Here is a 25,120-nt window from a genome sequence, read left to right on the forward strand (position 1 = left end):
CAGAACGATATTGCCCAATCGATCACTCGTTTTGAACAGCACGTCTTACAGCACCCAGATGAGGTGTTACGCCGCATCGGGTGTGCTGCGTGAATCAGAGGTTAAAATGTCAATTTGGATGTATATAAATCAAGAAAAACATAAATCATATTTTTATAATTTTCCAAGGTGAAAGCATTATTTCCTTCTAATTGTCTTTCTTTTAATTCAAGGCTTAACTTTTCTAATTGTGTTTTATGTTCGATCAGCTGTTTGTAGTTATATTCATCTTGATGAATCAAGTAGCTACTTAAAAAGCGGACGTTTTCTTGTGTCTCAAGTGAAATTTGCTTATATAAAAAAATGCGTTGCATCATGACATCGTAGCTTTCTTGTACTTTTTTTCCGTTTTGAAAAATGAAAAATGCGATGCAATTCAGTAAAAGAACGAGAAGCGGAATAAAAACAAACAATTTTGTTCGAATTTTCATTTGTTTCTCCCCTGCTGAACGTTTTGGCGGTCAATAACTTCAATCGAAGTAAAATGTTCTTTACGAATTTGTTTTCCTGAGAGATGATCGACCATGAGTTTTACTGCCGAATAACCCATATCGTAAGGCTTTTGAACGACCGTTGCGACAATATCTCCGTTTTTTATTGCTTCTATCGTTTCTTCCACATCATCAAAACCGAAAATTTGAATGTCATTCCGATGTAAATTTTTCGTAGCCATCCGAATACCGATCGCATCTAGTGCACTCGTGCCAACCATAACAGAAATGTTTGGGTGTTTTCGCAACATTTGCTCGGCTTGAATGGAAGCTTGAATGCGCGAAATGTTTGATGATGCAACTGAAACGACTTTCAGTCGCGGATGTTGGTGAATAACAGATAAAAATCCTTGCAAACGTAAACGTTGATTTTCGGACGTATCCGTCCCGATTATAACCCCGATCAACCGCTCTCCTTCAATTCGAGAAACAACAGCCTGTCCGAGCAATTGCCCTGCTTCAAAATTGTTTGTTCCAACATAGGCGATGCGACGACTTTTTGGAGCGTCAGCATCGATTGTGATCACAGGTATATTCCGTGAAATAGCTTTATCAATAAGCGGCGTAAACGCTTCATCTTTTAAGTTTTGAACAATGATACCATCAACGCGAGATGCAATTGCTTTTTCTAACAATTTCACTTGCTCGTCGATACTTGTTCGAAGCGGACCGATATATTCGATATCGACATTATACTGTTTTGCTGCCTCTTTTGCCCCCCTCTCAATTTCTCTCCAATACGGATTATCAAACACTTGAGATATTAAAATAATGTGCGGAAGATGAGATGCTGGTTTTTGTTCATGTTGTAGCTTGGCTACTGTTTTTTCAAGCTGTTTTGTTACGGTAATAAAGTGAAAAAAAACATATAAAAACAGAACAAACAATATAATAAGACTTATCGTCCATTTTTTTCGCGTCATCGTCGTCACCTAATTTTACTATAATCTGTTTTGATAACGTTTACAATTATTTTTAAAGCGACAGATTTCCTGTCGCTTTACACGGTAAATCGATTGGTCGTTTCTTTCATCTTTTCTGCAATGTCATACAACCGTTGAGCCGTTGCAGCTACTTCTTGGGCTGATGCGGTTAATTCCTCTGACGATGCAGTTACTTCTTCTGTCGCTGCTGAGTTTTCCTCAGCTACCGCGCTGATTTGTTCAATACGCGCGACTACTTTATCTTTCTCTCTCACAATTTCATCCATTGCCTGCTCAGTAGAAATAAGCAATGGGGCGATCTGGCTAATTGATGTTAAAATGTCAGCGAACGAACGGACGGTCTTCTCAACGGCATTGGCTTGTTCTTTAATAAAATGCTCTACTTCAGTCGATGTATGAATCACGTCATCTGTGTTTTTGCTAATTGATGTAATAAGTTGAACAATATCCTCTGTAAATGATTTGGACTGTTCAGCTAACTTGCGCACTTCATCTGCCACAACGGCAAACCCTTTTCCTGCCTCCCCTGCACGTGCTGCTTCAATTGCTGCATTTAAAGCTAATAAGTTCGTTTGATCCGAAATTGTAGAAATCATCTCTGTAATTCCGCTAATTTTTTGTACAGATGTCGTTAATGTTCGAACATGACTTGTCACCGTTTCAAACGCTTGCTTAATTTGTTGTATAGAAGAAATTAGCACATCCATTTCATGTTTACCGACGTCTGCCCGTTCGGACGTACGAAGCGTTTCTTGTTTGACATTTTCAAGTTCTACATATACACGCTCCACTTTTTCAGTTAAGTAAGAAAGTGAATGTGTCATATCCGCTAAATCGTTCGCTTGCGCTGCTGCCCCTTGCGACACTTGTTCCATCGTTGCTGCTACTTCTTCCGTAGATGCAGACATCTGCTGTGAAGTAGCAGATAATGCACTTGACTGTTGATCAATCTCATCCGCCTGTATTTGGATATGAAAAGCCATATCACGAAGTGCTTGCTTTGTTTCATGAAGCGCACGTGCCATTTCACCAAACTCATCTTTCGAATGAAGAAGTGTTTCCGGCAATTGCTTACTAAAGTCACCACTAGCTATTTGTTGGAGATGTTGTTTTGTAATACGTAGCGGCTTCATAATTCGAACAGAAACAAATAAGTGATATGCAATTACCCCTACAATGATAAACAGTATAGAAATGCCAATAACTTTTACAATCACACTATTAATCTCTTGGTTAACAACGTGTTTGGGCATGCCAACAAAAAACATACCGATTACTTCGTTGCGGTCGTTTTTAATTGGCAAATAGCTTGTTACATATGATTCTCCAAGGACATTCGCCTCACCTATGTAATCATTTCCTTTTTCAATAACTTCATGTACAACTTTCGGATCTGCCTTTGTTCCTACTTGCCTTTCACCATCTTTTACAATCGTTGTTGTAACACGTTCATCGTTCAAAAAAATAGTACTATCTGCATTAACAACTTCCTTGACATAGTCGATCACAGATTCGTTCCCGTTAATTTTTATGTCTCCTTTATATAGCGCACCGTCTTTGATTTGCCATCCCCCATCAAATTTCGCATCAATGAGCTTCAAAGCCAGTTGGGCGTTTGTCGTTATGACCTTGTTGGCGATTAATGATTGAAATTGAACATAAATCATACCGTTAATAAGCCCAACTAATAAAAAAACGGTAAGAATATATACCGCTACAATTTTTCCACGCGTCTTCATCATTGTCCCCTCCACTTTTGTGAATCAACGAGCAACACTATTTTATCAAACGAAAGAAAAATAAACATCTATTTTCATGATTTTTTACGATGGAGGGACGATTTTTCGTTTCCCTAAAACGAGGACAGTCGCAATAATCAATATGCTCCCTATCGTTTGATAAAAACCAAACGATACTTGTAAAAATAACATGGAGGCAACAATAGCTGACAAAGGCTCTACACTAGATAAAATGCTCGATTCTGTCGGAGATAAATGCCGAATGCTCTCAATAAACAGTAAAAAAGCCAACAATGTTCCACATATGACAATAAAAGAAATAACAATCATTGTTTGAAAATCAAGTGTTACAAACGGAGCAAAGAGCGAATCGACAGCTGGGATGATAGTCACTCCTCCGATCACCATTGCCCAGCCAACAATGATAAGAGAATCCCACTTTTTTAATAATTTAGCTGAACAAATTGTATAAAATGCGAGAAGCAATCCGGATACCATTCCCCAAAAAAACGAAAGAAAAGATATATTTAACTCTCTTAATTTTCCATTTGTCAATAATAGAAACGTGCCGCAAATAGCTAAAATAAGCGCACTCCAAACGGGGATGGACGGCCGTTTTCGGTCACGTATGAAAAAATATAAGACAATATAAATAGGCGCTAAATATTGCAGTAACGTTGCGGCAGCCGCATTACCATATGCGATGGAAAGAAAGTATGTATATTGTACACCGAGCATTCCTACTAGACTAAATAAAATAAGCAACACCCAACTACTCCGCTCACGCCAAATGTGGAACAGAGGAACACCTCGAAACGATGCAAAAGCTAATAGACAAAGCCCTGAGATCATCATCCTCACACAAACAAGCCATTCTGTCCCTACATGTTTTTGTTGGAACACCCATTGTGCCGCTGTTCCTGAGAGTCCCCACATCGTTGCCGCGACAATGACCATCCATAAACCTTTTCCGCGCTTTGACATTATCCTCAACCTCTCATTCGTATATATCCCCATTATAAAAAAAAGAAAAATTTTGTAAATACAAATGTTTCTTGATTGAAAAAACAGACTTGCATTCCTTTTCACCATTTGTCAAAATCAAAATATGTTTAAAACGAAAACGGGCGAGGGAGTAAAGCTGTGAAATCTCGAAAATTATCGCGTCTATCAACCGTCCAGCTTATTGTTTTATTTTACTTTACAGCTGTTTGTATATCGACATTTTTACTATGGCTTCCTATTTTTCATCAACCTGGGGTAGAACTTCATTTTGTTGATGCGCTCTTCACGGCAGTAAGCGCCATCAGTGTGACAGGGCTAACCGTCGTATCGACAGCGGATACGTTTAATACGCCGGGTGTATTTGTATTAGCTTTTATTCTTCAATTCGGTGGAATTGGGATTATGGCACTTGGTACATTTATTTGGCTTATGTTTGGAAAAAAAATCGGCTTTCGTGAGCGCCAATTGATTATGACCGATCAAAATCAATCAACATTTTCAGGATTAGTAAAGTTAATGAAAGAAATTTTAACGCTCATTATCGCGATTGAAATGGTTGGTGCCGTCATTTTGGGGATTTATTTTCTTCGTTATTTTCCATCGTGGCAGGACGCTTTTTTTCAAGGCTTTTTTGCATCGGTGAGCGCAACGACAAACGCCGGATTTGATATTACGGGGCAGTCGCTTATTCCATTTGCTGACGATTATGTTGTACAAGCGATACATATGATTTTACTCGTGTTAGGAGCCATCGGGTTTCCTGTGCTCATTGAAGTTAAAGAATTTTTATTCTATCGTCAAAAAAGACAATATCGTTTTTCCCTTTTTACGAAATTAACAACCGTTACATTTTTTCTTCTTGTTTTATTCGGAACATGTTCTATTTTATTGATTGAATCGCATCGTTTTTTCGCAAACAAAGCTTGGCATGAATCACTCTTTTATGCGTTATTTCAGTCGATCTCTTCCCGTAACGGCGGATTAGCGACCATGGATGTGGCTGAATTTTCTGAACCGACATTGCTTATTTTAAGCGCACTTATGTTTATTGGTGCTTCCCCAAGCAGCGTAGGAGGAGGGATTCGGACGACGACGTTTGCGATTATCGTGTTAACTATTTTCTTTTACGCGAAAGGAAAAGATTCCATTAAAGTATTCCAACGTGAAATTCATCATGAAGATATATTAAAATCGTTTATTGTGTTTGGAACGGCTTCCATTCTTTGTTTTTTAGCTGTCGTACTTCTTTCCTTTTCGGAGCCGTTTACCATGATAGAAATTGTCTTTGAAGTATGCTCCGCTTTTGGAACGACAGGTTTGTCCATGGGCATCACATCACAACTAAGTACATTCGGGAAGTTAGTTATTACTGTTTTGATGTTTATCGGACGGATCGGTATTTTATCATTTTTATTTCTTATTCGTGGCAACAATCAAAAAGAAACGTATCATTATCCAAAAGAGCGCATTATTATTGGTTAAAAAGCGAAGGCATTTATACACCTTCGCTTTTTAATATATGTTCTTTTTTATGAAACATCGTATACATAATCAACAGAAACGAAAAGATTCCGAACAAGACGACCATATGTTCTAATCCAATCGTATCTAACAAAAACCCAGAAATCAACAATACAATTTGAAAGGTTACACGATCAAACATATTTTTAAACGAAAAAAAGCGACCATGATACGTTTTTGGAACGTTTGTTTGAAAGATGGTCGCAACCATTGGGAAAAAGCAACCGACACATATCCCAAACAACCCAAAAGAGGCAAGCGACACCCATTTCATATGGGCGACATATAAAGATAATTGTGCGAAAGCAATAAAACAAGCTAATCCGTACATCCATTTCACATATGCGTGCTCACGAGCGACATATTTAATGAAAAAAGCACCGAACAAAAACCCGACCCCTTCAACAGTATACAGCCATCCTTTAATTGACGGATCGTGCTGCAATTCACTAATATTGATGACCATTAAGTTAAATCCACCAATGAACAGCTGTGGTACAACCGTCAAAACGATGGCAATATACACAATCGGCAGTTGACGAACGATGGGGAATATGTCTGTAAACCGCTGTTTTTCTTTCTTTTCATCGCGCGTTTCCCGTCTTTCCTCCTTGATATCGATAAAAAATGTAAGCAAAAAAAGCAAAATGTACGCAATCATCGCCCCAATATATAACGCCCATAAGCTCGTAATCATAAGAAGCGCTCCGCCAAATGCGGTGCCGGCAATGCGGGACAAAGCGGAGATATTCATATGTATGCCATTTATAGTCATTAGTTGTTTCTCATCACGAACAACAAGCGGAATAATTGCTTGTAATGTCGGAAAATAAAACGCTGCCGCTATTTGAATTGAAATCATAAAGCAAACCATAAGAAAAATAGATTCATATGTTAAGGCAAATAACATAAATATGACGCTACATATACGTCCGATACCCGCATAGAGAAGGATACGCTTTTTCGCATATGTATCGATCCATTTCCCCGCTATCGGACTGACGATAACACTAGCAAGCAAACCAGAAAATAAAATGAGCGATTTTACAAAATCAGAAGGAACGTGCTTCTGCATAAACTCTAAATTCCCGATAATTCCAAGCCATAAACCGACTCCGACAATAAACTCCCCAATAAAAATGAGCATGACATTTTTATTTTTCCACATCGATCTTTCCCCTTCTCCCGTCTCTAACTTCCAATGCATGTATTCCATTTTACAATAAAACGGAGAAAGATGCATAAAAAATAAGACTGGCGATGCGCCAGTCTTATTCTACTTCCCCTTCCCAATTCAGCATGCCACCAACCATGTTTTTCACACGGAAACCTCGTTCAGATAGCCATTCGCATGCTAATGCGCTTCTGCCTCCTGAATGGCAAACGACGACGTATGTTTTGTTTTGGTCAAGTTCGTTTAAACGAGCAAACAGCTGTCCGAGTGGAATGTGGCGAGCACCCGGAATTTTTCCTGTTGCTACTTCATGTGCTTCACGAACGTCTAACACTTCAACATTTGTTTCATGACGTAGCGTATCTGCTTCTGTTGGCAAAATATTTTCAAACATGTAAATCCCCCTTATTTTACACTTGAATACAGTTTATAACCACCGTCTAAATTTTTAGCTTTAAATCCATGCTCTTGTAAAATGCGCGTTGCTAAATAGCCACGTAAACCAACTTGGCATGTGACGTAAATCGTTTGATCTTTCGGCAATTCATGGAGACGATCGCGCAAGTCATCAAGCGGAATATTGATGCTGCCCGGAATTGCTCCTCTCGTTTCTAGCTCTTTCGGTGTGCGAACATCAATGAGCAACCCACCGTCGGCGACGATGTCGTCAATTTCATGCCATTGTACCGTTTCAACCATCCCATCAAGCACGTTCGATGCCACATACCCAGCCATGTTTACTGGATCTTTCGCCGATGAAAACGGTGGAGCATATGCCAGTTCTAAATCAGGTAAATCATATACCGTTAGTCCGCCTTTAATCGCTGTGGCGATGACATCAATGCGCTTGTCAACTCCATCTTGTCCGACCGCTTGCGCCCCGTAAATACGCCCTTGCCGATCGAAAATTAACTTTAACGTCATTTGAGTAGCACCTGGATAGTAGCTAGCATGGCTCATTGGATGAACGTGAACAACTTCATAATCAATGCCGTGATGTTTCAATACTTTTTCATTTAGTCCTGTTGCCGCAACTGTCATATGGAAAACTTTCGCAATCGATGTACCGAGCGTTCCATTGTATTTGACATCACGACCGTTAATGTAGTCAGCGACAAGTCGACCTTGACGGTTGGCTGGCCAAGCAAGCGGAACGAACGTTTCAAATCCATGGACGTAACTTTTTACTTCAATTGCGTCGCCGATAGCAAAAATGTTCGGATCAGATGTTTGCAAATGCTCGTTCACTTTAATGGCACCACGAAAACCAAGTTCCAGCCCCGCTTCTTTCGCCAACTGACTTTCTGGCTGAACTCCAATCGCTAAAATAATCATATCTGTATCGATCGCGCGACCGCTTTTTAATACGACACGTCTTCCTTCGTTTTCAAACGCTTGCACACCATCTTCTAAAATTAATTCCACCCCATGCTCCTTCATGTGCGTATGCACAATAGCTGCCATTTCGTAATCAATTGGCGCCATTACTTGATTGGCCATCTCTACAAGCGTTACATGTACGCCTCGCTCTGTTAAGTTTTCAGCCATTTCTACACCGATAAAGCCTCCACCAATGACGACAGCACGTTTCGGCTTTTCGTCGTCAACAAATGAACGAATGCGATCGGTATCCGGTACGTTGCGCAACGTAAACAGCGCTTTCGCTTGATCTATTCCTGGAATAGGCGGAACAATTGGCTTCGCTCCCGGTGATAAAATGAGGACATCGTATGGCTGTTCATATTGTTCATTTGTTTGTAAATTCCTTACTGTTACCGTTTTTCGTTCACGATGAATAGCTGTCACTTCACTTAAATTGCGTACATCAATACGAAATCGTTTCGACATGCCGTCGACCGTTTGTACGAGTAGCTTACTTCTTTCTTGAATAACATCCCCGATGTAATACGGAAGTCCGCAGTTTGCAAACGAAATATATTCACCACGTTCAAACATAATAATTTCATCTTTCTCACTTAACCGACGTAAACGAGCGGCGGCAGAAGCTCCCCCGGCTACACCGCCGACAATGACGATTTTTTTCATCATATATCCCCTCCATATACAGGTACGTGTAAATGTATTATACCAAATAAACCTTCGGCAAAGTTTGAACAGTTAGTGACATTTTACCATATCCCATTTACGAACATTTCCTTTTTCTTTTATATAATATCCTTTGACAGAAAAATGATAACGTCTTAACAGGCGAATAGCGACATTTTTCTCTAAAGCATCGTTCGCAATGACAATCACTTCACGGTGCGGAATCGTTTCATAATAACGTTTCAAATACGCAACTGGAATGCGATGTGCCTTATCGATATCATCTGCTTCATTGTAGTCGCGCACATCGAGTATTGTAACATGTTTATGTGTAGGTAACATTTGCAGTTCCTTTACACCCCGAACAGGTACGTATCGATAATATAAAGCATATAACATGAACATCAAAATAAACGCATAAGTCATGTTGTCTACCTCCCTTACACATCATACCCTAATAGGTATATAAAATCAATAAAAAAAGAGCTGATTTTACTCAGCCCTTTTTAGTGTAAGTAACCGCTGTTTTAACTGTTCCTCCATCTCAATCAGTTCCTGTTCCACCTGTTGACGTTTCATGCGCCCTTCTTGTTGAATTTTTAACGTTTCTTCAAGCGTCACTAACAAATTTTCCTGTGTTTTTTTCAATGTTTCAATGCTGACAAGTCCTTCCTCGTTTTCTTTTGCTGCTTCAATCGTGTTCATTTTTAACATCTCTGAGTTACGCAACAGCAATTCATTCGTCGTTTTTGTTACCGCTTTTTGCGCTTCCACCGCCTTCTTTTGGCGAAGCAACGTTAATGCGATGACGAGTTGGTTTTTCCAAAGCGGAATGGCGGTTAAAATGGACGATTGAATGCGCTCGACTAACGTTTGATTGACATGTTGAATGAGTCGAATTTGCGGTGCTGTTTGAATCGTAATTTGACGGCTTAATTTTAAATCGTGAATGCGCTTTTCAAGACGATCAGTAAATTGGATCATATCATTAACTTCTTGTACATCCATTTGATTTTGTGACTGTAACGCTTTTTTCTCTAGCTCTGGAATCGTTTTTGTCCGCAGTTGTTCTAGTTTTATTTCAGCGGCGGCAATGTAAATGTTTAATGCATCAAAATATTCTTTGTTTTTTTCATATAACGTTTCTAACATCATGATGTCACGAAATAACATTTGACGATGTTTGTCGAGTTGATCCGCAATTCGATCAATTTCAACGCCTAGCTTTTGATATTTAGATAAAATATGTTGAACAGACTGTGTGACAGATTGAAACATGCGTGCTAAAAAACTTTTTTTATTTATTGTAAAATCTTCTACATTTACTTCTTTCATCTTTGTCATCAGCTCATGAATAATCTCTCCAACAGGACCAGCATCTTTTTTTTGCACATGATTTAAAATAGAATGCGAAAAGCGTGACAACTCTGCCTGTGCAGCTACACCGTACTGTAAAATCGCCTGGTGGTTGCGCGGATCAATTTGCTCTGCAAGCGCTAGCGCTTTTTGTCGATGTTCCTCTTTTAATTGATCAATTAGACGCGAAGATGGTGACTTTTCACTCGCTTCTATCACTTCTCCAAATGGATTGGCAAGTAGCGAATCGATCGAACTTGTCCAAAGTACTTCATCGTTTTTGTTCATGCTTTTTCTCCTCCATCATTGTTACTGTATGTTTCGTTGGCAAAGAAAGAGATTCTTCTGTTGCAATCGTATGTTTCACAAGTTTTACTTCCGTTTGTAAATCAAACAAGTCTTCTTCAAGCATGTCCAACAGTTGATTTTCTGCTTTCGTCAGTGCAAGGTCAAGCGCTTGTTCTGCCTCACTGATCGCTTGGCGAATATCATCGTTTTTCACCGGCTGCTTCATTAAATAAATATATTTATCAATAATTGTGACAATTGAATCTAACGTCGTGTTAAAAAACGGTTGCGCGACAGCTAAACGATCCGGTTGTTTTTCAATAATTTCAACCATTTTTTGACAGATGGAGTATAAACGAGAAAGCTTAGAAAACATCGAAATCGAACGAATTCGCCATAAACTTTGTCCGATTTTCCGCACCTTTTTTTTCGCGTCTTTCAACCGCTCATCTTTCGAACGATGAGATACATGTTTCTTCTCTTTTTTCTTCATATAAATTGAATACATCACCCCTATACTTGCCCCGATCAAAAATGAAACAGGAAACGGTAAACGAAACGCCAACAATGAAATAAGGGCGCTAAATAAACCAACATTCCATGATACAAACCACCGCCATATCGTCCGAATGAACCGTTTCATTGTTGTCCTCCCATCGTCTATGATCCTTTATTTTACTATGATTTTTTATGAAATGGAAATGATGATTATATTACGTATCGACAGAAAGAAGTGTTTCAATTGTTCATAAAAAAAGACGCAACATGTCGTTGCATCTACTCATTCGAATTGAAATGAACGATACGAATCCGCTCTCCCCCAAAAAGCAATAGTTGCTTCGTCTGTTCGTGTTCATCTGTAACTAATTTTAGCTCGTATAACCCCGGAATATATGATCCTACTTTCGTTAATGATACATTTGTCTCTCCGACATCCGTATCGTTAATAAAAATGCGAGCCCCTTTTTCATTTGTTTGCACATATACGTGATACAATGCCGGCTCAAATTTGTACACTCCTTGCGACAATTTCATGAGAAAAACTGGAGGAGTTGACGTTAATCCTTTTATGTAAACTCGATCGTCTTGCTGTTGCTTCAATTCTTTTCTAATTTGCTCATAACCTTCAGGATGTTTGCGCAAATATGCAAACAACGGTAAAAGAGTGTCATCACTTTCCAACGGAATATCGATGAATTGTCGCAACGTATGTACATCTTCTTGGCGTAGCGCTGTCATAAATTGCTCAATTACTTTTTGCTCACCTGTCTCTTTTTTTGTCATTCCCCATACACTGACGACACACACGCTTACAACGAGTAATAAAACGGAGACAATATGTGTCCGCTTTCGTTTTCGTCGTTCGCTTCGTGTCATCGCTTCGTCTTGTAATCCCCCTTGTTCACTCACACGTATTTCCCCTCTTTTTCTCATCATATTTACATCATCATATGTATGAAAAGAAAAGGGAAAATATGAGAAAAAGAAGGGACTTTACATCATATATGTACATCAGTAGTCACGTGATGTCAATGACAACGTGACCACTTCTCTATACATCGTTTGTTTCAATTACCCACTAACAAGATGACTTTCCTTCCATCATTTGAAACATAACAGCATACAACCATGCACTACATATAGCAAGTAACATTAAAACAAAAAATGTCCAATGATACGCAAACGGCAACGTTAAAACGAGCGGAGCAATCATACGACCAAGCGTAAAACGCAAGCTCGCCGCTGCAAAATATTGTCCTCGCATATGATCAGGGGCTAATCTAGCGACAAATGTTTGTTGTAAACCAACCGTCATAAGTTCCGCAAGTGTAAATATACCGATTAAAATGACCATGATCCAAAGCGATGTCGTTTGACCGAAAAAGAAAATAGCGAGTCCATACAAAAGAGAGGACCATACAAGTACCGACTTTTCTTTGTAGTTTCCCATCCATTTCGTTACCGCCACCGTAAATAAAGCAACAAGCAATCCATTTTCAGCAATAAGTACACTAAATGCTTTTTCTCCGCTCAACGAAAGTGACCAATGACCGGTAGAAATTAACGTTTGCTCTGAAACAACGTCTTTCACATACACAGGGATTAAAATATCAAGTTGCATAAACGTTTGGGCAACGAGGACACCAGCAATGATAAACAAAAGAAACGTGCGGTCTTTCGCAATAAGACGATAATTTTTTAATTGCTCAACAAAAAAGGTGTACCATGTTCCTGTCGTTTTCGCCCACAACGGTGCCGTTTCCTCTAAGTAAATGAACAAAACGGTAGCGACAATTGCACAAAATATTCCGGCAACGAGCAGTAAGTAAAAAAAATGTTGTGGATAAAAGATTCCTCCAAGTAGCGGACCAATAACGACCATCACATTATTCATCGTGTAAAATACAGCAAATACACTACTTTGATCCTTTTCTGCCACGACATCAGCAACCATCGCTTGACTAGCAGGCCAATAAAGTGAACCGCATACACCTACGAGGGCAAAACAAATAAAACTCATCACAGGTGATGAGAATAGTGGAGAATTGACTAATGCAAATAAGAAAAAAGCAACTGCCTGCCCACACGCAGCGAGCACCATCATTTTTTTTCTTCCAAAGCGATCAGCAAAATATCCCCCAAGCAAATTCGCAACAACAGAAAAAAATTGGGAAGTAACGAGCAATATCCCAGCTTTTTCTCTACCAAACATGTTAGAAAAATAAATAGCGATAAAAGGAAATATCATCCAAAAAGTAACCCCAACGAACGATTCCCCGACTAAACGAATGCGTAAATTTCGATCCCAATCGCGTATTCGCATCATATCCCCCCTTAAAAACAACTATTTTTTCATTATACCATTTTCGTACAAAAATTTCTCTTGTAAAAAATATTGACAAAAATACAGAAAAGTAAGAAAATAAAATCAAAAGGAAGTGAACACAATGAAAATAGTGAAAAATATTATCGTCTCATATGCGACAGTTGTGACAATTATAACGTTACTTCCTGCTTTTTTAATCACAAATGATGTAAGCGTTGTTGATGCATTTCTTTCTGCCATAAAAGATTAAATCTCCTGCTTAGGCAGGAGATTTTTTTAACCATTTCCTCAATATCCCATGTTTCGGTGCGATCCATAAAGAGATAAAAAAGAGGACACCTGTTGATACAGCAATGGCTCCTGAAATAGAAACATTGAATATGGCAGCCATCATATAACCGACCATTGATGCTAAAACCCCGATCATCGCACTGCATACAAGCATGATGCTTAGTCGGTCTGTCCATAAATATGCTGTCGCGCTCGGTACAATAAGCATCGCCACTACTAAGATCGCTCCAACACTATCAAACGATGCAACAGTCGTTAATGATAGCATCCCCATCAGCACGTAGTGAATGAGCGATACTGGAATTCCAAGCGTCACGGCCATTTCTTTATCAAATGAACTTATTTTTAGTTCTTTATAAGCAAAGGTGATGATAAATATGTTCGTAACTAGTACAAACCCAAGCAACCAAACGGCTTTCGGTCCAAAACTTTTCCCACCTACTTCAAGTACATCCCATGGCACGAACGCAATCTCACCCATTAACGCATGCTCAACGTCTAAATGGACGCGATCTGCAAATAACGAAATGAGAACAACACCGATAGCAAACAAACATGTGAACACGACACCGATGGCTGCGTCACTTTGTACCCCTTTTTGATGCAACAATTGAACAAGAAATGTCGTCAGCAATCCAACGAGCAACGCGCCTACGAGCATAGACACACCTTGCAGATGATGGCTGAACATATAAGCGCCAACAATACCTAGCAACACGCTATGGCTTATTGCATCTGACAACATTGACATTTTTCGCAATACGAGAAATGTCCCGACTAACCCGCAATTAATCCCGACAAGAGAAGCAGTAAGTAAAATCCAAATCGTATAGCTCATAATTGCTCCCCTCGCTTATACACAAGCTGTTTTGATCGCACTTTTCGTCTTTGAATATATTGGCGAATCATTTTGCTCAACACCCCACGTTTAGGAGCAAATAAAAACGAGCAAACAAACAACATCGTTGCAAAAATAATGACAAGCGGACCGGTTGGAACGTAGGCAACCAAACTCACATATGCTCCAACAACCCCTGATAAAGCTCCGAATCCTCCAGCTAACAACGTCATCCATTCTAGTTTTTCTGTCCAATATCTTGCAGCTAACGCCGGCGTAATAAGTAAGGCAGACATTAACACGACACCAACCGCCTGTAAACCAACGACAACAACAGAGACGATTAAAAACATAAGTACACCGTTCAATAATGATACCGGTACACCGATTCCTTGCGCAAACGCTCGATCAAATGTAATGATCTTAAATTCTTTAAAAAAAACAGAAGTGATGATAATCATTGTTATCGTTGTCACAGCAAGCACGTTCACGTCACTTCCAGTCAATGACGCTGCCTTTCCAAACAAAAAGTCGTTAATTCCACTTTGATTTCCACCTTCATGTTGATTGATCCATGTCAATAACACGATTCCTAAACCGAAAAATACAGACAACACAATGCCAATTGCTGCATCTTCTTTAATGCGCGTATGTTTAACAATAAACTGAATACATGCTGTGGCAACATATCCTGAGCAAGCGGCACCGATGAAAAAGAAAAGGAGCGATTTTTGTCCATATAGAAGAAAAGCGATACAAATCCCCGGAAGTGCAGCATGCGCCATCGCATCCCCTATTAAACTTTGTTTTTTGAGCAGTGCAAACGTACCAATCATTCCGCTCGCTAATCCGAGCAGTGCCATGCTTGTAAATACCCATTGAACATTGATGTCCATATTATTCACCCCACGATATGTGTGGCAGAGAGAAAAGTCACTTTTCCACCATACGTTTTTTGAATATGATCATACGTAAATACACTTTCCGTCTCACCAAATGCAATTACACGTTTATTTAGCAATAAAACGTAATCAAAATAATCCCGTACCGTTTGCAAATCATGATGAACGACTAATACCGTTTTCCCACGTGTTTTCAATTCATTCAACAGCTGGACAATCGCTTTTTCTGTTGCCGCATCAACCCCAACGAACGGTTCATCCATAAAATAGATCGATGCATCTTGCGCTAGTGCACGTGCTAAAAATACACGTTGTTGTTGTCCGCCAGATAATTGGCTAATTTGTCGCTTTGCATAGGGTAACATTCCAACTTTATCTAAACATTCCATAGCAATGTCAATATCTTTTTTGCGTGGTCTTTTCCATAACCCGATATGACCGTATCGTCCCATTAATACAACATCAAGGGCATTTGTAGGAAAATCCCAATCAACAGAATTTCGTTGTGGCACGTATCCAACAAGATGACGTTGCTTTTCATACGGTTTACCGTAAATCAAAACATTCCCATTCATACGTGGAATAAAATTCAACATTGCTTTCATTAACGTTGATTTTCCTGCTCCATTTGGACCAATCATTCCAACTAACTTTCCTTCTGGAATAGAAAAGGATACGTTCTCTAATACGAGCTGACGATCATAAGCGACTGTCATCTGTTCTACAATTAGCGGATTCATGTTCATTCTCCCTTCAATGCCCGTGCAATTGTTTTGACGTTATGGCGATACATTCCAATAAATGTCCCCTCTTCCGTTCCCTTTTTTCCGAGCGCATCCGAAAATAGTTCTCCTCCGATCGAAACATGATGACCGCGCTGTTTTGCTCCCTCGACAACTGCTTCAATCGCTTTCTTTGATACGCTACTTTCTACAAATACCGCTTGAATATTACGTTCAACAATAAAGTGAACAAGCTCTTGTATATCTTTTAATCCATATTCTGCATCCGTGCTCAATCCTTGTAACCCTAGCACTTCAATATCATAAGCACGACCAAAATAGTGAAAAGCATCGTGTGCTGTAATTAAAACGCGCTGTCTTTTCGGAATAGTGCTCATTTCTTTTTCCGCTTCTTCTTTTAGCTGCATCAGCTCGGATTCATATGCTGCTGCTTGCTCTTCATATCGCTGTTTATGTTTTGGATCTAACTCACCCAATTCGTCCCTTACTGTTCTCACGGCATAACTCCATAAATCAAGATCAAACCATATGTGCGGATCATGTGCCCCACCTACATCAATCAACTTTTCTTTAGGAATTCCTTTACTGACTGCGACAACTTTTTTCGTTTTTGACATGTTAGAGAAAATTTCTTCAAGTTTTCCTTCTAAATGAAGCCCGTTATAAAAAATGATGTCTGCTTGGCTCAATTTTTGAATATCTCCTTGCGTCGCCTTATACAAATGAGGATCCACCCCAGGTCCCATCAACGCTTCTACACGAACATGCTCTCCTCCAACATGTTCAACAAGATCAGCAATTTGCCCTGTTGTCGTTACAACATAGATGACATCTTTTTCACTCTCTTTCGCTTCACATCCAACCAACAATAACAAAGCGATCCATAAAATAGCCCACTTTTTCATATTTTTCCTCCTCATATGTTGTATAAAGGTATAAAAGTTTCCTTAATGCAAAATTTAGTACAAAAAATTTGTTTGCTCGCCCATCATATGCGTGAACAAAAAATGTTGTGATATGTGGTACAAGCAAACAATAATGATTTGAACTAAAAAAGTTTCCTTAAGCCAACTTTAGTTTTATCTTATTCTTTTCTTTCCACGCTGTCAATATTTTAATTTTCAAAAAAAGAAGTTTTCATCCATCTCATGCTATAATAGCGATTGTTCAATACAAAAAAACAATTGTCTTTTAGAGGTGAACAACATGACGAAAACAGAATTGAAACAAAGCATCGGTTTTATTACAGCGACAGCCATCGTCATTGGTACTGTGATAGGATCTGGAATCTTTATGAAACCCGCTGTCGTCATTGGAGCAACTGGAAATTCAACATTTGCGCTTCTCGCTTGGGTTATCGGGGGAATCATTACGTTAGCTAGTGGGTTAACGATTGCAGAAGTGAGCTCAAAAATTCCTGAAACAGGTGGATTGTACGTATATATTGAAAAAGTTTACGGCAAGTTTTGGGGCTTTTTATGCGGATGGGTACAAACCATCATTTATGGGCCTGCCGTTATCGGTGCACTAGGCTTGTACTTTGGGGCATTATTTGTAGGAGTTTTCGGTTTGCCGAAAGAAAATGAACTTTGGATTGGAATCATCGCTGTTTTATTTTTATCCATCGTAAATATGCTCGGCTCACAGTTTGGTGGAATCGTTCAGAGTGTTTTAACAGCGGCGAAATTATTACCTATTTTTCTTATCATTGTCTTCGGGGTGGCCAAGGGCAATGTACCTATTTTCGGCATGGACAGCGGAAGTAGTCAAACGATTAGTATGGGGGCAGCCGTTTTAGCAACGTTATGGGCATATGACGGATGGATGAACGTTGGATTTGTTGCTGGGGAAATGAAAAACCCTGCGAAAACATTACCGAAAGCGATTATTACTGGTATTCTTATCGTGATGTTTGCCTATGTAGCTGTCAATATCGCATTGCTTCACGTACTTCGTGCCGATGAAATTGTAGCACTCGGACCAAACGCAGCAAGTGAAGCAGCGACAATGTTATTCGGGGCATTTGGCGGAAAATTAATTGCTATCGGTATTTTAATATCCATCTTTGGTTGCTTAAACGGAAAAGTTTTGACGTTCCCGCGCATGCCATTTGCAATGGCAACGGATGGGCTGTTCCCGTTTTCCCGTTACTTCGCCCATCTTCACCCAAAATGGCGCACACCTGTATTTGCAACACTTATGCAAGTGACGATTGCCATCGTGATGATGCTACTTGGCAACGCCGATCGTTTAACAGACATTGCCATTTTCAGCGTGTTTTTATTTTACGGTTTTGCATTTTTTGCTGTATTTTTATTACGAAAATCAGCCGAAACGAACGAACAGCTATATCGAGTACCTTTTTATCCAATTACGCCAATTGTTTCTCTTATCGGAACGGCTTATATTATTATGAGCACGGTACTTCATGCGCCGCTAGACACGTTTTTATCAGTCATTGTTACCTTATCTGGTATTCCAGTGTATTACGCCATAACAAAAAAGCGACATGGGTAACCCTTGTCGCTTTTTCAATAATCCCTTCCTTTTCCTGAGTCCGTCACGTCAAGCAACGTCTCTGGATAAGGCTGAAAGTACCGCTGCTTGAGTAAATAATCATTTTGGTAACGAATAGCCCACGAACGGATGACCACCGTCACACTACTTAACGGTAGCTTACCAGCACGATATTTTTCTAGCAACTCATGGACATAACGTTTCTCATCGTCGCTTAACTCGTGCTTAAAATAACCAATCATATGTTGACAAACATTAATATTCGAATTGCGGCGTGAGCGACGTGCAAACAGTTCATATAGCGTTTGTTCATACTGTAAAAACACTTCTTCTATTGGTAAACGGTTACGATTAGCAACAATGTTGCCAAGTTGTTTTAACTTTTGTTGATGATAAGCCATAAACAAATATTTATGCTCAGCATGAAACTCAACGAGACGATAGTGCAAGTTTGTCTCCTTTATTTCGCGAAACAAAGCAAAAGTAAACAGTTTCGTCAAAAAATGCTCTCGTATGACAAAATTCGTTAACCGTCCTTCTTCTTCTACCGCTTTATGTGCAAACATTTGCACTACATGTGCCGCAAACAAACCGCTTCCCTTCCCTGCTGCAGGCCCCTTTTGTTCTTTATTACTATATATTTTGACGTCTTTCACTCCACACGATGGCGACCGACCTTTTAAAATAAAACCATCTACATATGGCAATTGTTTTAAAAATGAAGCGGAAAACTCATTCATCCGCTCGGTCATATCTATTCCAGTTGATGGTTGAACGAGCCGAACACTTTCCCCATCTTTGACGAGTCGAATTGTTTCACGCGGTGTACCAAGACCGATACGCATCTCTGGACAAACAGGGATAAACTGAACAAATGGTGTTAATTTATGTACTACTTCATCATTTATTTGATCCCCGTTATACCGACAAGGAGAAAAACCGAGACATTCACTAACAACGACAATCGGCTTTGCGTAGTACCACATTTGTTATTCCCCTTTTCTCGTTTTTGTTTATCATATCGCACAAGCAAAAAAAATACACGCATCGATGTGTTAAGAAAAACAAAAAATTTTGAATTTGAACGTTTATACAAAAAAATGATTGATTATATAATCGTTTTGGTTTATTATGCTCTATGTTACCTATTTTACAATAAATAAATTGTTATTGATTCATATTTTTGTATTTATATGATTTTATATTTTCATATTTATACACCAAGGACATTTATTTATATTTCTGAATCGTTTTGTTATATTGACTATTTTTATTTTTATATTACGATAGTAGTAATGTTATGTATCCGTTTTCAAAAAATAAAATGAAAGGTGGTTAAACAGATGAGTAAGCATACTCCATCGTACACATTCGCTGACACTATGAAGTTTCTCATTCCGTCACTCATTGGTGTATTTCTATTTATGTTACCTTTTCCGTACAAAGGGGAAATGACAATCCCTGTAGCGATATTAGCAAAATGGGTTGAAGGGCAGTTTCATTCAATCATTCCAACAATTTCAGTGTTGTTTATGTTTGCCGCTACAATTGGTACGATCGTTACAAAAATAGCTCAACCTTCTTTTATTATGGATAGCGCTTTTCTTCGTCGCCTATTTGATGTAAACGGCTTGTTTGCCGGCGCTCGCGTTGTTGGATCCGTTTTAGGGGCGATGACCTTATGGAAAATTGGTCCAGAGTGGGTTTGGTCCGAAAATACAGGTGCCTTGTTATTGTATAGTTTAATTCCAATTTTGTTCTCTGTCTTTTTATTCGCCGGCTTATTTTTGCCGCTACTTTTAGATTTCGGTCTACTTGAACTGTGTGGTGCACTTTTAACAAAAATTATGCGACCTGTATTTAAGTTGCCTGGTCGCTCATCGATTGACTGTATCGCCTCTTGGCTCGGCGACGGGACGATTGGGGTATTATTGACGAATAAGCAATATGAGGATGGCTTTTATACAAAACGTGAAGCGGCTGTCATCGGAACAACATTTTCCGTCGTATCCATTACATTTAGTATTGTTGTCATTACGTATATGAAGCTTGAACATATGTTTGGTGCATACTACTTTACAATTGTTGTTGCTGGTCTTGCGGCAGCGATCATTATGCCGCGTATCCCACCATTATCTAAGAAGCCGGATACGTATTACCATGAACATCATGTACCCGTTGATGAAACGATCCCTGCTGGGTATACACCTTTTCAATGGGGATTAAAACAAGCGACTGAAGTTGCCCGGCGGAATAGCCATATAGGGAAATTATTAAAAAACGGCTTGCAAACCGTGATTGATATGTGGCTAGGTGTATTACCTATTGTTATGGCAATCGGTACTGTTGCGTTAATTATTGCGGAAACAACCCCAGTATTTGAATGGTTCGGTAAACCGTTTGTACCAATTTTGACTCTTCTTCAAGTGCCAGAAGCCGCTGCGGCTGCTCAAACGATGGTCGTCGGTTTTGCAGATATGTTTTTACCAGCTATTATCGGAAGTGGTATCGAGAGCGAGTTTACACGCTTCGTCATCGCCTGCGTATCCGTTACACAACTTATTTACATGTCTGAAGTTGGCGGATTACTGCTTGCATCAAAATTACCAATTACATTTAAAGATTTAGTGATCATCTTCCTTCTCCGTACACTTATTACATTGCCAATTATCGTTTTCATGGCACATTTAATCTTTTAACAAAAAAGGGCGAACGTCTCGCCCTTTTTTCTATTCTTTTCTATTTGTCCAACCGCATGACACGTTCCGTTCATAAATATAAATAGGGGTGAAATATATGTTTAAACAGCATATCGGAAAAACAATCGGTTTATTCATTAGTCAACTTGTGCTGTTACCAGAGGTGCTAGTATTCAGCGACACAATTGATTTAACACAACTACATGGAACAGAACTATACGTCGTCGTTAGTTTTTACGTGTTTCAAACGATTGTAGGTATTTATTTTGGCAATCGCTATGATCGAAAAGCTTATGTAAGCGATTTAATATATCAGCTCAAAAGCAAAGACTTTGCTATAAGTATATTTGAAAAAATTGTTGCATTAGTTGATCGCGATGATAATAGTCGTTTAACCATTTACTTACTACAAACAAAAAAAGATAGCCCTCCCGAGCAAAGAGATACATTTGAAAAACTACTCGTTGAAGAAACCCGAAAAAGCGACATTGTAGCTAAATGGTCGAGTGACCAATATTTAATTATCGCTGTTGAAAATAGCGCTAAACCATCTACGATGATAGAGAGAATTAAGCAAAAGAGCTCTTTATCCTTTCTTGTTGGCTATGCAACATATCCAGTTGAAGGAGAGCAGTTGCAAGAGTTGTTGCAAGTCGCAAAAGAACGCATGTATGCTAGTCGTACAACGAAATAATCAACGTCATATCCTTCACTTTTCAATCCATTCGACATATGTACTCGTATTATGAAAAGGTTTTGTCGACTTTGTCGAATTATGATATGATGGCATTAAAGGCATTTCTACTCGATCCTCTTTTCTACTCCCTTGTTGGAAATGCCACCACATTTTATATGAAAGGGCGGTGAACAAGCGTGCAGGAACAACTTCTCCTCCAACTCGTTAACCTCGTCCAAAATCTATCCGAAGACATGCAATGGATCAAGCAAGAGTTTCAAACGATGAAGCAAGAAGTCCAGACAATGAAGCAAGAAGTCCAGACAATGAAGCAAGAAGTCCAGACAATGAAGCAAAAGATCCAAACAATGAAGCAAGAGATTCAAACGATGAAGCAAGAGATCCAGACAATGAAGCAAGACATTCAAACGATGAAGGAGGAAATTAGCGAACTAAAAACAAAAGTGAATAAGCAAGAGGCAGATATTCGCTGGTTGAAAGAGCAAATGAAAGAAAATACAGCAATGATCAAAGCCGTGCGGGACAATCAGCTAGAACAACGCAGCATCCAGGACGCCATGCGACACGAAATTGCTCACATCCGCGGAGAAATGGCTACAAAACAAGACATTGCCTACATCCATGAACGACTTGACTACCAGCTCGGTCGCATCGCACGCACAGAGGAAGAACTGCATATGTTAAAAAAAGCAAATTAACGATGAAAACGTCGTTCCACGTTGTGTGAACGACGTTTTTTTACGACTAACCTTTTAACATATGAAACACTTGCTCGACATCTTTATCTCCACGACCCGACAAATTCACGATAATGATTTGGTCGCGACCGAGTATCGGAGCTAGTTTCATAGCATACGCAACCGCGTGGGCACTTTCTAGCGCAGGAATGATCCCTTCCGTTTTTGAGAGTGTTTGAAATGCTTCTAACACTTCGTCGTCTGTGACTGTATCATATTCTGCCCGACTAGACATTTTTAAAAAGCTATGCTCCGGCCCAATCCCTGGATAATCGAGTCCAGCAGCAATTGAATATGTTGGTTGCGGGTTTCCTTTTTCATCAAGCAAAACGAGGCATTTAAAGCCGTGAATGACAGCTGGTACCCCTTTCGTTAGCGTGGCGGCTTTCTCCGGTTCGACTCCAATTAAACGTACACTCGGTTCATCCATATAATGAGCAAAAGCACCAATTGCATTACTACCACCACCCACACAAGCGATCACAACATCCGGCAAACGCCCTTCTTTTTCAATAATTTGTCGTTTACTTTCTTCACTGATGACAGATTGGAAATGTTTCACGATCGTCGGATACGGATGTGGTCCAACAGCCGAGCCAAGCAAATAAAATGTATGCTCATAATTTCGAACGTAGTCGTTTAACGCTTCATCGACCGCATCTTTCAATCGCCCTTGCCCTTTGGCTACAGGAACAACTTTCGCCCCTAACAACTCCATTCGAAAAACATTTAACGCTTGTCTTCTCGTATCTTCTTCCCCCATATAAATGACACAATCCATACCAAACATCGCACAAGCTGTCGCCGTCGCCACACCGTGCTGTCCAGCCCCTGTTTCGGCAATAATACGCTTGGCTCCCATCTGTTTCGCTAATAAAATTTGCCCGATGACATTGTTAATTTTATGGGAACCGGTATGGTTCAAATCTTCCCTTTTCAAATAAATTTTCGCCCCTCCAAGCTTCTCAGTCAATCTCGAGGCAAACGTGAGTGGATTTTCGCGCCCAACATGTTCTCTTAAATAAAACGTAAACTCTTCATGAAATACAGGATCGTCCTTGTACTTTAAAAACTCCGCCTCCAAATAGTCTAACGCTTCTTGCAACGCTGGTGGTACGAAACTTCCGCCAAATTCACCAAAATACCCTCTCCTCTGCTCAACTACACTCATCTTCTTTCTCCTCTCCATTCTTCCAAATTTACTACAAGCATACTTATCTTTTTATCAAAAGTCAATGAATATTCAAAATTTTATTCTTTCACTTTTTCTAAAAATGTTAACATACGCTGAATATATTCATCTTTATACATCGCGAAACTTTTTACATGTTTCGCTTTGTCGGTGAGCCAAAGTTCAAATACGTCTGGATGTTTGTTGTACATGTTCACACTTTCTTCGTATGGGATGGACGGGTCAGCTTTACTATGAATAAATAAAATCGGACGTGGGGCAATTGCATCGATCGCTTTGATCGGCACCGACTCTGCTGGGTCTAAATCGGTAATTATCGGGATAAGGGTAATGATTAAATACGTAAACGGGACGTTCGGCAAGTTCGTCCATACAGGCATATATGTCCGCAAATATCCTTCTAAATCGCTAAACGGGCTATCCGCAATAACTGCTTGAACATCTTTATCCATTCCTGCTGCTAAAATCGATGTTGCCGCCCCCATGGATACCCCATATAGAGCAATCGGTTCAAAGTAGTGTTGTTTCGCATAGTCAATAACGCCGAGCAAATCGTACTTTTCTTTCGCGCCGATTGTTGTCATGTCTCCCTCTGATTCACCGCTAGCCCGGAAATCAAACATAATAACGCGATACCCTGCATCCGTTAGCACTTTAGCAATTGGCAAAAACGGCACATTCGGCTCGTAGCGATTGCCACCGTAACCGTGCGAAAAAATAACGGTCATTTTCGCTTGTTTCGTTGGTTCGATGACCCAACCTTTTAACTTCACCCCATCATGTTTGCTCGTAAATGTGACATCTTTATAAGTCATACCGTAAGCTGTTGGTGTTTCTGTAACTGCCTTTCGCTCCTTATGCGTCAAATTCCATCCGACGTAAATCGAAATAGCAGTACATACAATTACCGCAAGAAGCAACACACCAATCAAAGATGGTACGAGCCATTTTTTCGCCTTCCGTTGCCTTTCCAACTGTATTTGCAATCCTCGTCACCTCTCTTTTTTCTCATTATATCGCGAATGAAAACAACAATGAACAAAAAATGTACGGTACGTATACGTATGTGGTAAA

The 25,120-nt window shown here is 39.6% G+C and carries 25 protein-coding genes; 6 read left to right on the forward strand and 19 right to left on the reverse strand.

The genetic code is table 11. The features are described 5' to 3' along the window. Positions 1-101: 101 nt before the first annotated feature. The 4 genes from K1I44_RS08540 to K1I44_RS08555 all read right to left on the reverse strand — a co-directional run bounded on the left by K1I44_RS08540 (position 102) and on the right by K1I44_RS08555 (position 4,197). On the reverse strand, positions 102-470 hold the full coding sequence (locus K1I44_RS08540; RefSeq protein WP_255573341.1) for a hypothetical protein: 369 nt from the start codon (positions 468-470) through the stop codon (positions 102-104). Continuing rightward, positions 467-1,453: a sugar-binding protein gene (locus tag K1I44_RS08545; protein ID WP_219985907.1), complete on the reverse strand. Its 987-nt coding sequence runs from the start codon at positions 1,451-1,453 to the stop codon at positions 467-469. The genes K1I44_RS08540 and K1I44_RS08545 overlap by 4 nt, the downstream gene beginning before the upstream one ends. 77 nt (positions 1,454-1,530) lie before the next feature. Beyond that, the gene (locus K1I44_RS08550; RefSeq protein WP_255573342.1) at positions 1,531-3,216 is read right to left on the reverse strand and encodes a methyl-accepting chemotaxis protein; all 1,686 of its coding nucleotides are present in this window, start codon (positions 3,214-3,216) and stop codon (positions 1,531-1,533) included. Positions 3,217-3,297: 81 nt separating this feature from the next. Continuing rightward, on the reverse strand, positions 3,298-4,197 hold the full coding sequence (locus K1I44_RS08555; protein ID WP_219985908.1) for a DMT family transporter: 900 nt from the start codon (positions 4,195-4,197) through the stop codon (positions 3,298-3,300). 159 nt (positions 4,198-4,356) lie between these two features. On the opposite strand from K1I44_RS08555, the gene K1I44_RS08560 reads away from it, so the two are divergent. Beyond that, positions 4,357-5,700, forward strand: a complete 1,344-nt coding sequence (locus K1I44_RS08560; protein WP_219985909.1) for a TrkH family potassium uptake protein — start codon at positions 4,357-4,359, stop codon at positions 5,698-5,700. A gap of 13 nt (positions 5,701-5,713) precedes the next feature. On the opposite strand, the gene K1I44_RS08565 is transcribed toward K1I44_RS08560, so the two are convergent. From K1I44_RS08565 to K1I44_RS08600, 8 genes are all read right to left on the reverse strand, one after another. Continuing rightward, positions 5,714-6,907 carry an MFS transporter gene (locus K1I44_RS08565; protein ID WP_219985910.1) on the reverse strand — a complete coding sequence of 398 codons (1,194 nt, stop codon included), beginning with the start codon at positions 6,905-6,907 and terminating at the stop codon, positions 5,714-5,716. A gap of 103 nt (positions 6,908-7,010) precedes the next feature. Continuing rightward, entirely contained in the window at positions 7,011-7,307 is a 297-nt protein-coding gene (locus tag K1I44_RS08570; protein WP_219985911.1) for a rhodanese-like domain-containing protein, read from the reverse strand. Positions 7,308-7,318: 11 nt separating this feature from the next. After that, on the reverse strand, positions 7,319-8,959 hold the full coding sequence (gene cdr / locus K1I44_RS08575; RefSeq protein WP_219985949.1) for a CoA-disulfide reductase: 1,641 nt from the start codon (positions 8,957-8,959) through the stop codon (positions 7,319-7,321). A gap of 72 nt (positions 8,960-9,031) precedes the next feature. Beyond that, positions 9,032-9,385: a rhodanese-like domain-containing protein gene (locus K1I44_RS08580; protein ID WP_219985912.1), complete on the reverse strand. Its 354-nt coding sequence runs from the start codon at positions 9,383-9,385 to the stop codon at positions 9,032-9,034. Positions 9,386-9,451: 66 nt separating this feature from the next. Continuing rightward, positions 9,452-10,603 carry a toxic anion resistance protein gene (locus K1I44_RS08585; protein WP_219985913.1) on the reverse strand — a complete coding sequence of 384 codons (1,152 nt, stop codon included), beginning with the start codon at positions 10,601-10,603 and terminating at the stop codon, positions 9,452-9,454. Beyond that, a complete protein-coding gene (locus tag K1I44_RS08590; RefSeq protein WP_219985914.1) occupies positions 10,587-11,246 on the reverse strand; it encodes a 5-bromo-4-chloroindolyl phosphate hydrolysis family protein in 660 nt (219 codons plus the stop codon). Before K1I44_RS08590 ends, K1I44_RS08585 begins: the two co-directional genes overlap by 17 nt. 134 nt (positions 11,247-11,380) lie before the next feature. After that, positions 11,381-12,013, reverse strand: a complete 633-nt coding sequence (locus K1I44_RS08595) for a PEGA domain-containing protein (RefSeq protein WP_219985915.1) — start codon at positions 12,011-12,013, stop codon at positions 11,381-11,383. A 169-nt stretch (positions 12,014-12,182) separates the two neighbouring features. Further along, positions 12,183-13,427 carry an MDR family MFS transporter gene (locus K1I44_RS08600; protein ID WP_219985950.1) on the reverse strand — a complete coding sequence of 415 codons (1,245 nt, stop codon included), beginning with the start codon at positions 13,425-13,427 and terminating at the stop codon, positions 12,183-12,185. Positions 13,428-13,551: 124 nt separating this feature from the next. Between K1I44_RS08600 and K1I44_RS15390 the strand changes: the two genes are divergently transcribed. Continuing rightward, positions 13,552-13,680 (forward strand): hypothetical protein, encoded by a 129-nt coding sequence (locus K1I44_RS15390; RefSeq protein WP_003395906.1) that lies wholly within the window; start codon positions 13,552-13,554, stop codon positions 13,678-13,680. Between the two features lie 9 nt (positions 13,681-13,689). Here K1I44_RS15390 and K1I44_RS08605 read toward each other — a convergent pair whose 3' ends face one another. The 4 genes from K1I44_RS08605 to K1I44_RS08620 are packed head-to-tail and all read right to left on the reverse strand — an operon-like array spanning position 13,690 to position 17,109. Further along, entirely contained in the window at positions 13,690-14,559 is an 870-nt protein-coding gene (locus K1I44_RS08605; RefSeq protein ID WP_219985916.1) for a metal ABC transporter permease, read from the reverse strand. Then, on the reverse strand, positions 14,556-15,455 hold the full coding sequence (locus tag K1I44_RS08610; RefSeq protein ID WP_003395902.1) for a metal ABC transporter permease: 900 nt from the start codon (positions 15,453-15,455) through the stop codon (positions 14,556-14,558). The genes K1I44_RS08605 and K1I44_RS08610 overlap by 4 nt, the downstream gene beginning before the upstream one ends. A gap of 5 nt (positions 15,456-15,460) precedes the next feature. Further along, the gene (locus K1I44_RS08615; RefSeq protein WP_003395899.1) at positions 15,461-16,201 is read right to left on the reverse strand and encodes a metal ABC transporter ATP-binding protein; all 741 of its coding nucleotides are present in this window, start codon (positions 16,199-16,201) and stop codon (positions 15,461-15,463) included. Between the two features lie 2 nt (positions 16,202-16,203). Next, positions 16,204-17,109, reverse strand: a complete 906-nt coding sequence (locus tag K1I44_RS08620; RefSeq protein ID WP_219985917.1) for a metal ABC transporter solute-binding protein, Zn/Mn family — start codon at positions 17,107-17,109, stop codon at positions 16,204-16,206. Positions 17,110-17,410: 301 nt separating this feature from the next. Between K1I44_RS08620 and K1I44_RS08625 the strand changes: the two genes are divergently transcribed. Further along, a complete protein-coding gene (locus K1I44_RS08625; RefSeq protein ID WP_003395895.1) occupies positions 17,411-18,721 on the forward strand; it encodes an APC family permease in 1,311 nt (436 codons plus the stop codon). Positions 18,722-18,735: 14 nt separating this feature from the next. On the opposite strand, the gene K1I44_RS08630 is transcribed toward K1I44_RS08625, so the two are convergent. Next, positions 18,736-19,707: a YbgA family protein gene (locus tag K1I44_RS08630; RefSeq protein ID WP_219985918.1), complete on the reverse strand. Its 972-nt coding sequence runs from the start codon at positions 19,705-19,707 to the stop codon at positions 18,736-18,738. Positions 19,708-20,064: 357 nt separating this feature from the next. Between K1I44_RS08630 and K1I44_RS08635 the strand changes: the two genes are divergently transcribed. The 3 genes from K1I44_RS08635 to K1I44_RS08645 all read left to right on the forward strand — a co-directional run bounded on the left by K1I44_RS08635 (position 20,065) and on the right by K1I44_RS08645 (position 22,815). Beyond that, on the forward strand, positions 20,065-21,420 hold the full coding sequence (locus tag K1I44_RS08635; protein WP_003395890.1) for a YjiH family protein: 1,356 nt from the start codon (positions 20,065-20,067) through the stop codon (positions 21,418-21,420). Positions 21,421-21,517: 97 nt separating this feature from the next. Then, positions 21,518-22,114 carry a nucleotidyl cyclase domain-containing protein gene (locus tag K1I44_RS08640; RefSeq protein ID WP_003395888.1) on the forward strand — a complete coding sequence of 199 codons (597 nt, stop codon included), beginning with the start codon at positions 21,518-21,520 and terminating at the stop codon, positions 22,112-22,114. 179 nt (positions 22,115-22,293) lie between these two features. Continuing rightward, the gene (locus tag K1I44_RS08645; RefSeq protein ID WP_370627980.1) at positions 22,294-22,815 is read left to right on the forward strand and encodes a hypothetical protein; all 522 of its coding nucleotides are present in this window, start codon (positions 22,294-22,296) and stop codon (positions 22,813-22,815) included. A 46-nt stretch (positions 22,816-22,861) separates the two neighbouring features. Here the strand turns inward: K1I44_RS08645 and trpB are convergent, their stop codons facing one another. After that, positions 22,862-24,025 carry a tryptophan synthase subunit beta gene (gene trpB, locus K1I44_RS08650; RefSeq protein ID WP_219985919.1) on the reverse strand — a complete coding sequence of 388 codons (1,164 nt, stop codon included), beginning with the start codon at positions 24,023-24,025 and terminating at the stop codon, positions 22,862-22,864. An 80-nt stretch (positions 24,026-24,105) separates the two neighbouring features. Beyond that, on the reverse strand, positions 24,106-25,032 hold the full coding sequence (locus K1I44_RS08655; RefSeq protein WP_219985920.1) for an alpha/beta hydrolase: 927 nt from the start codon (positions 25,030-25,032) through the stop codon (positions 24,106-24,108). Positions 25,033-25,120 lie beyond the last annotated feature (88 nt).

The sequence above is a fragment of the Anoxybacillus sp. ST4 genome (assembly GCF_019448545.1).
Lineage (GTDB): Bacteria > Bacillota > Bacilli > Bacillales > Anoxybacillaceae > Anoxybacillus > Anoxybacillus pushchinoensis.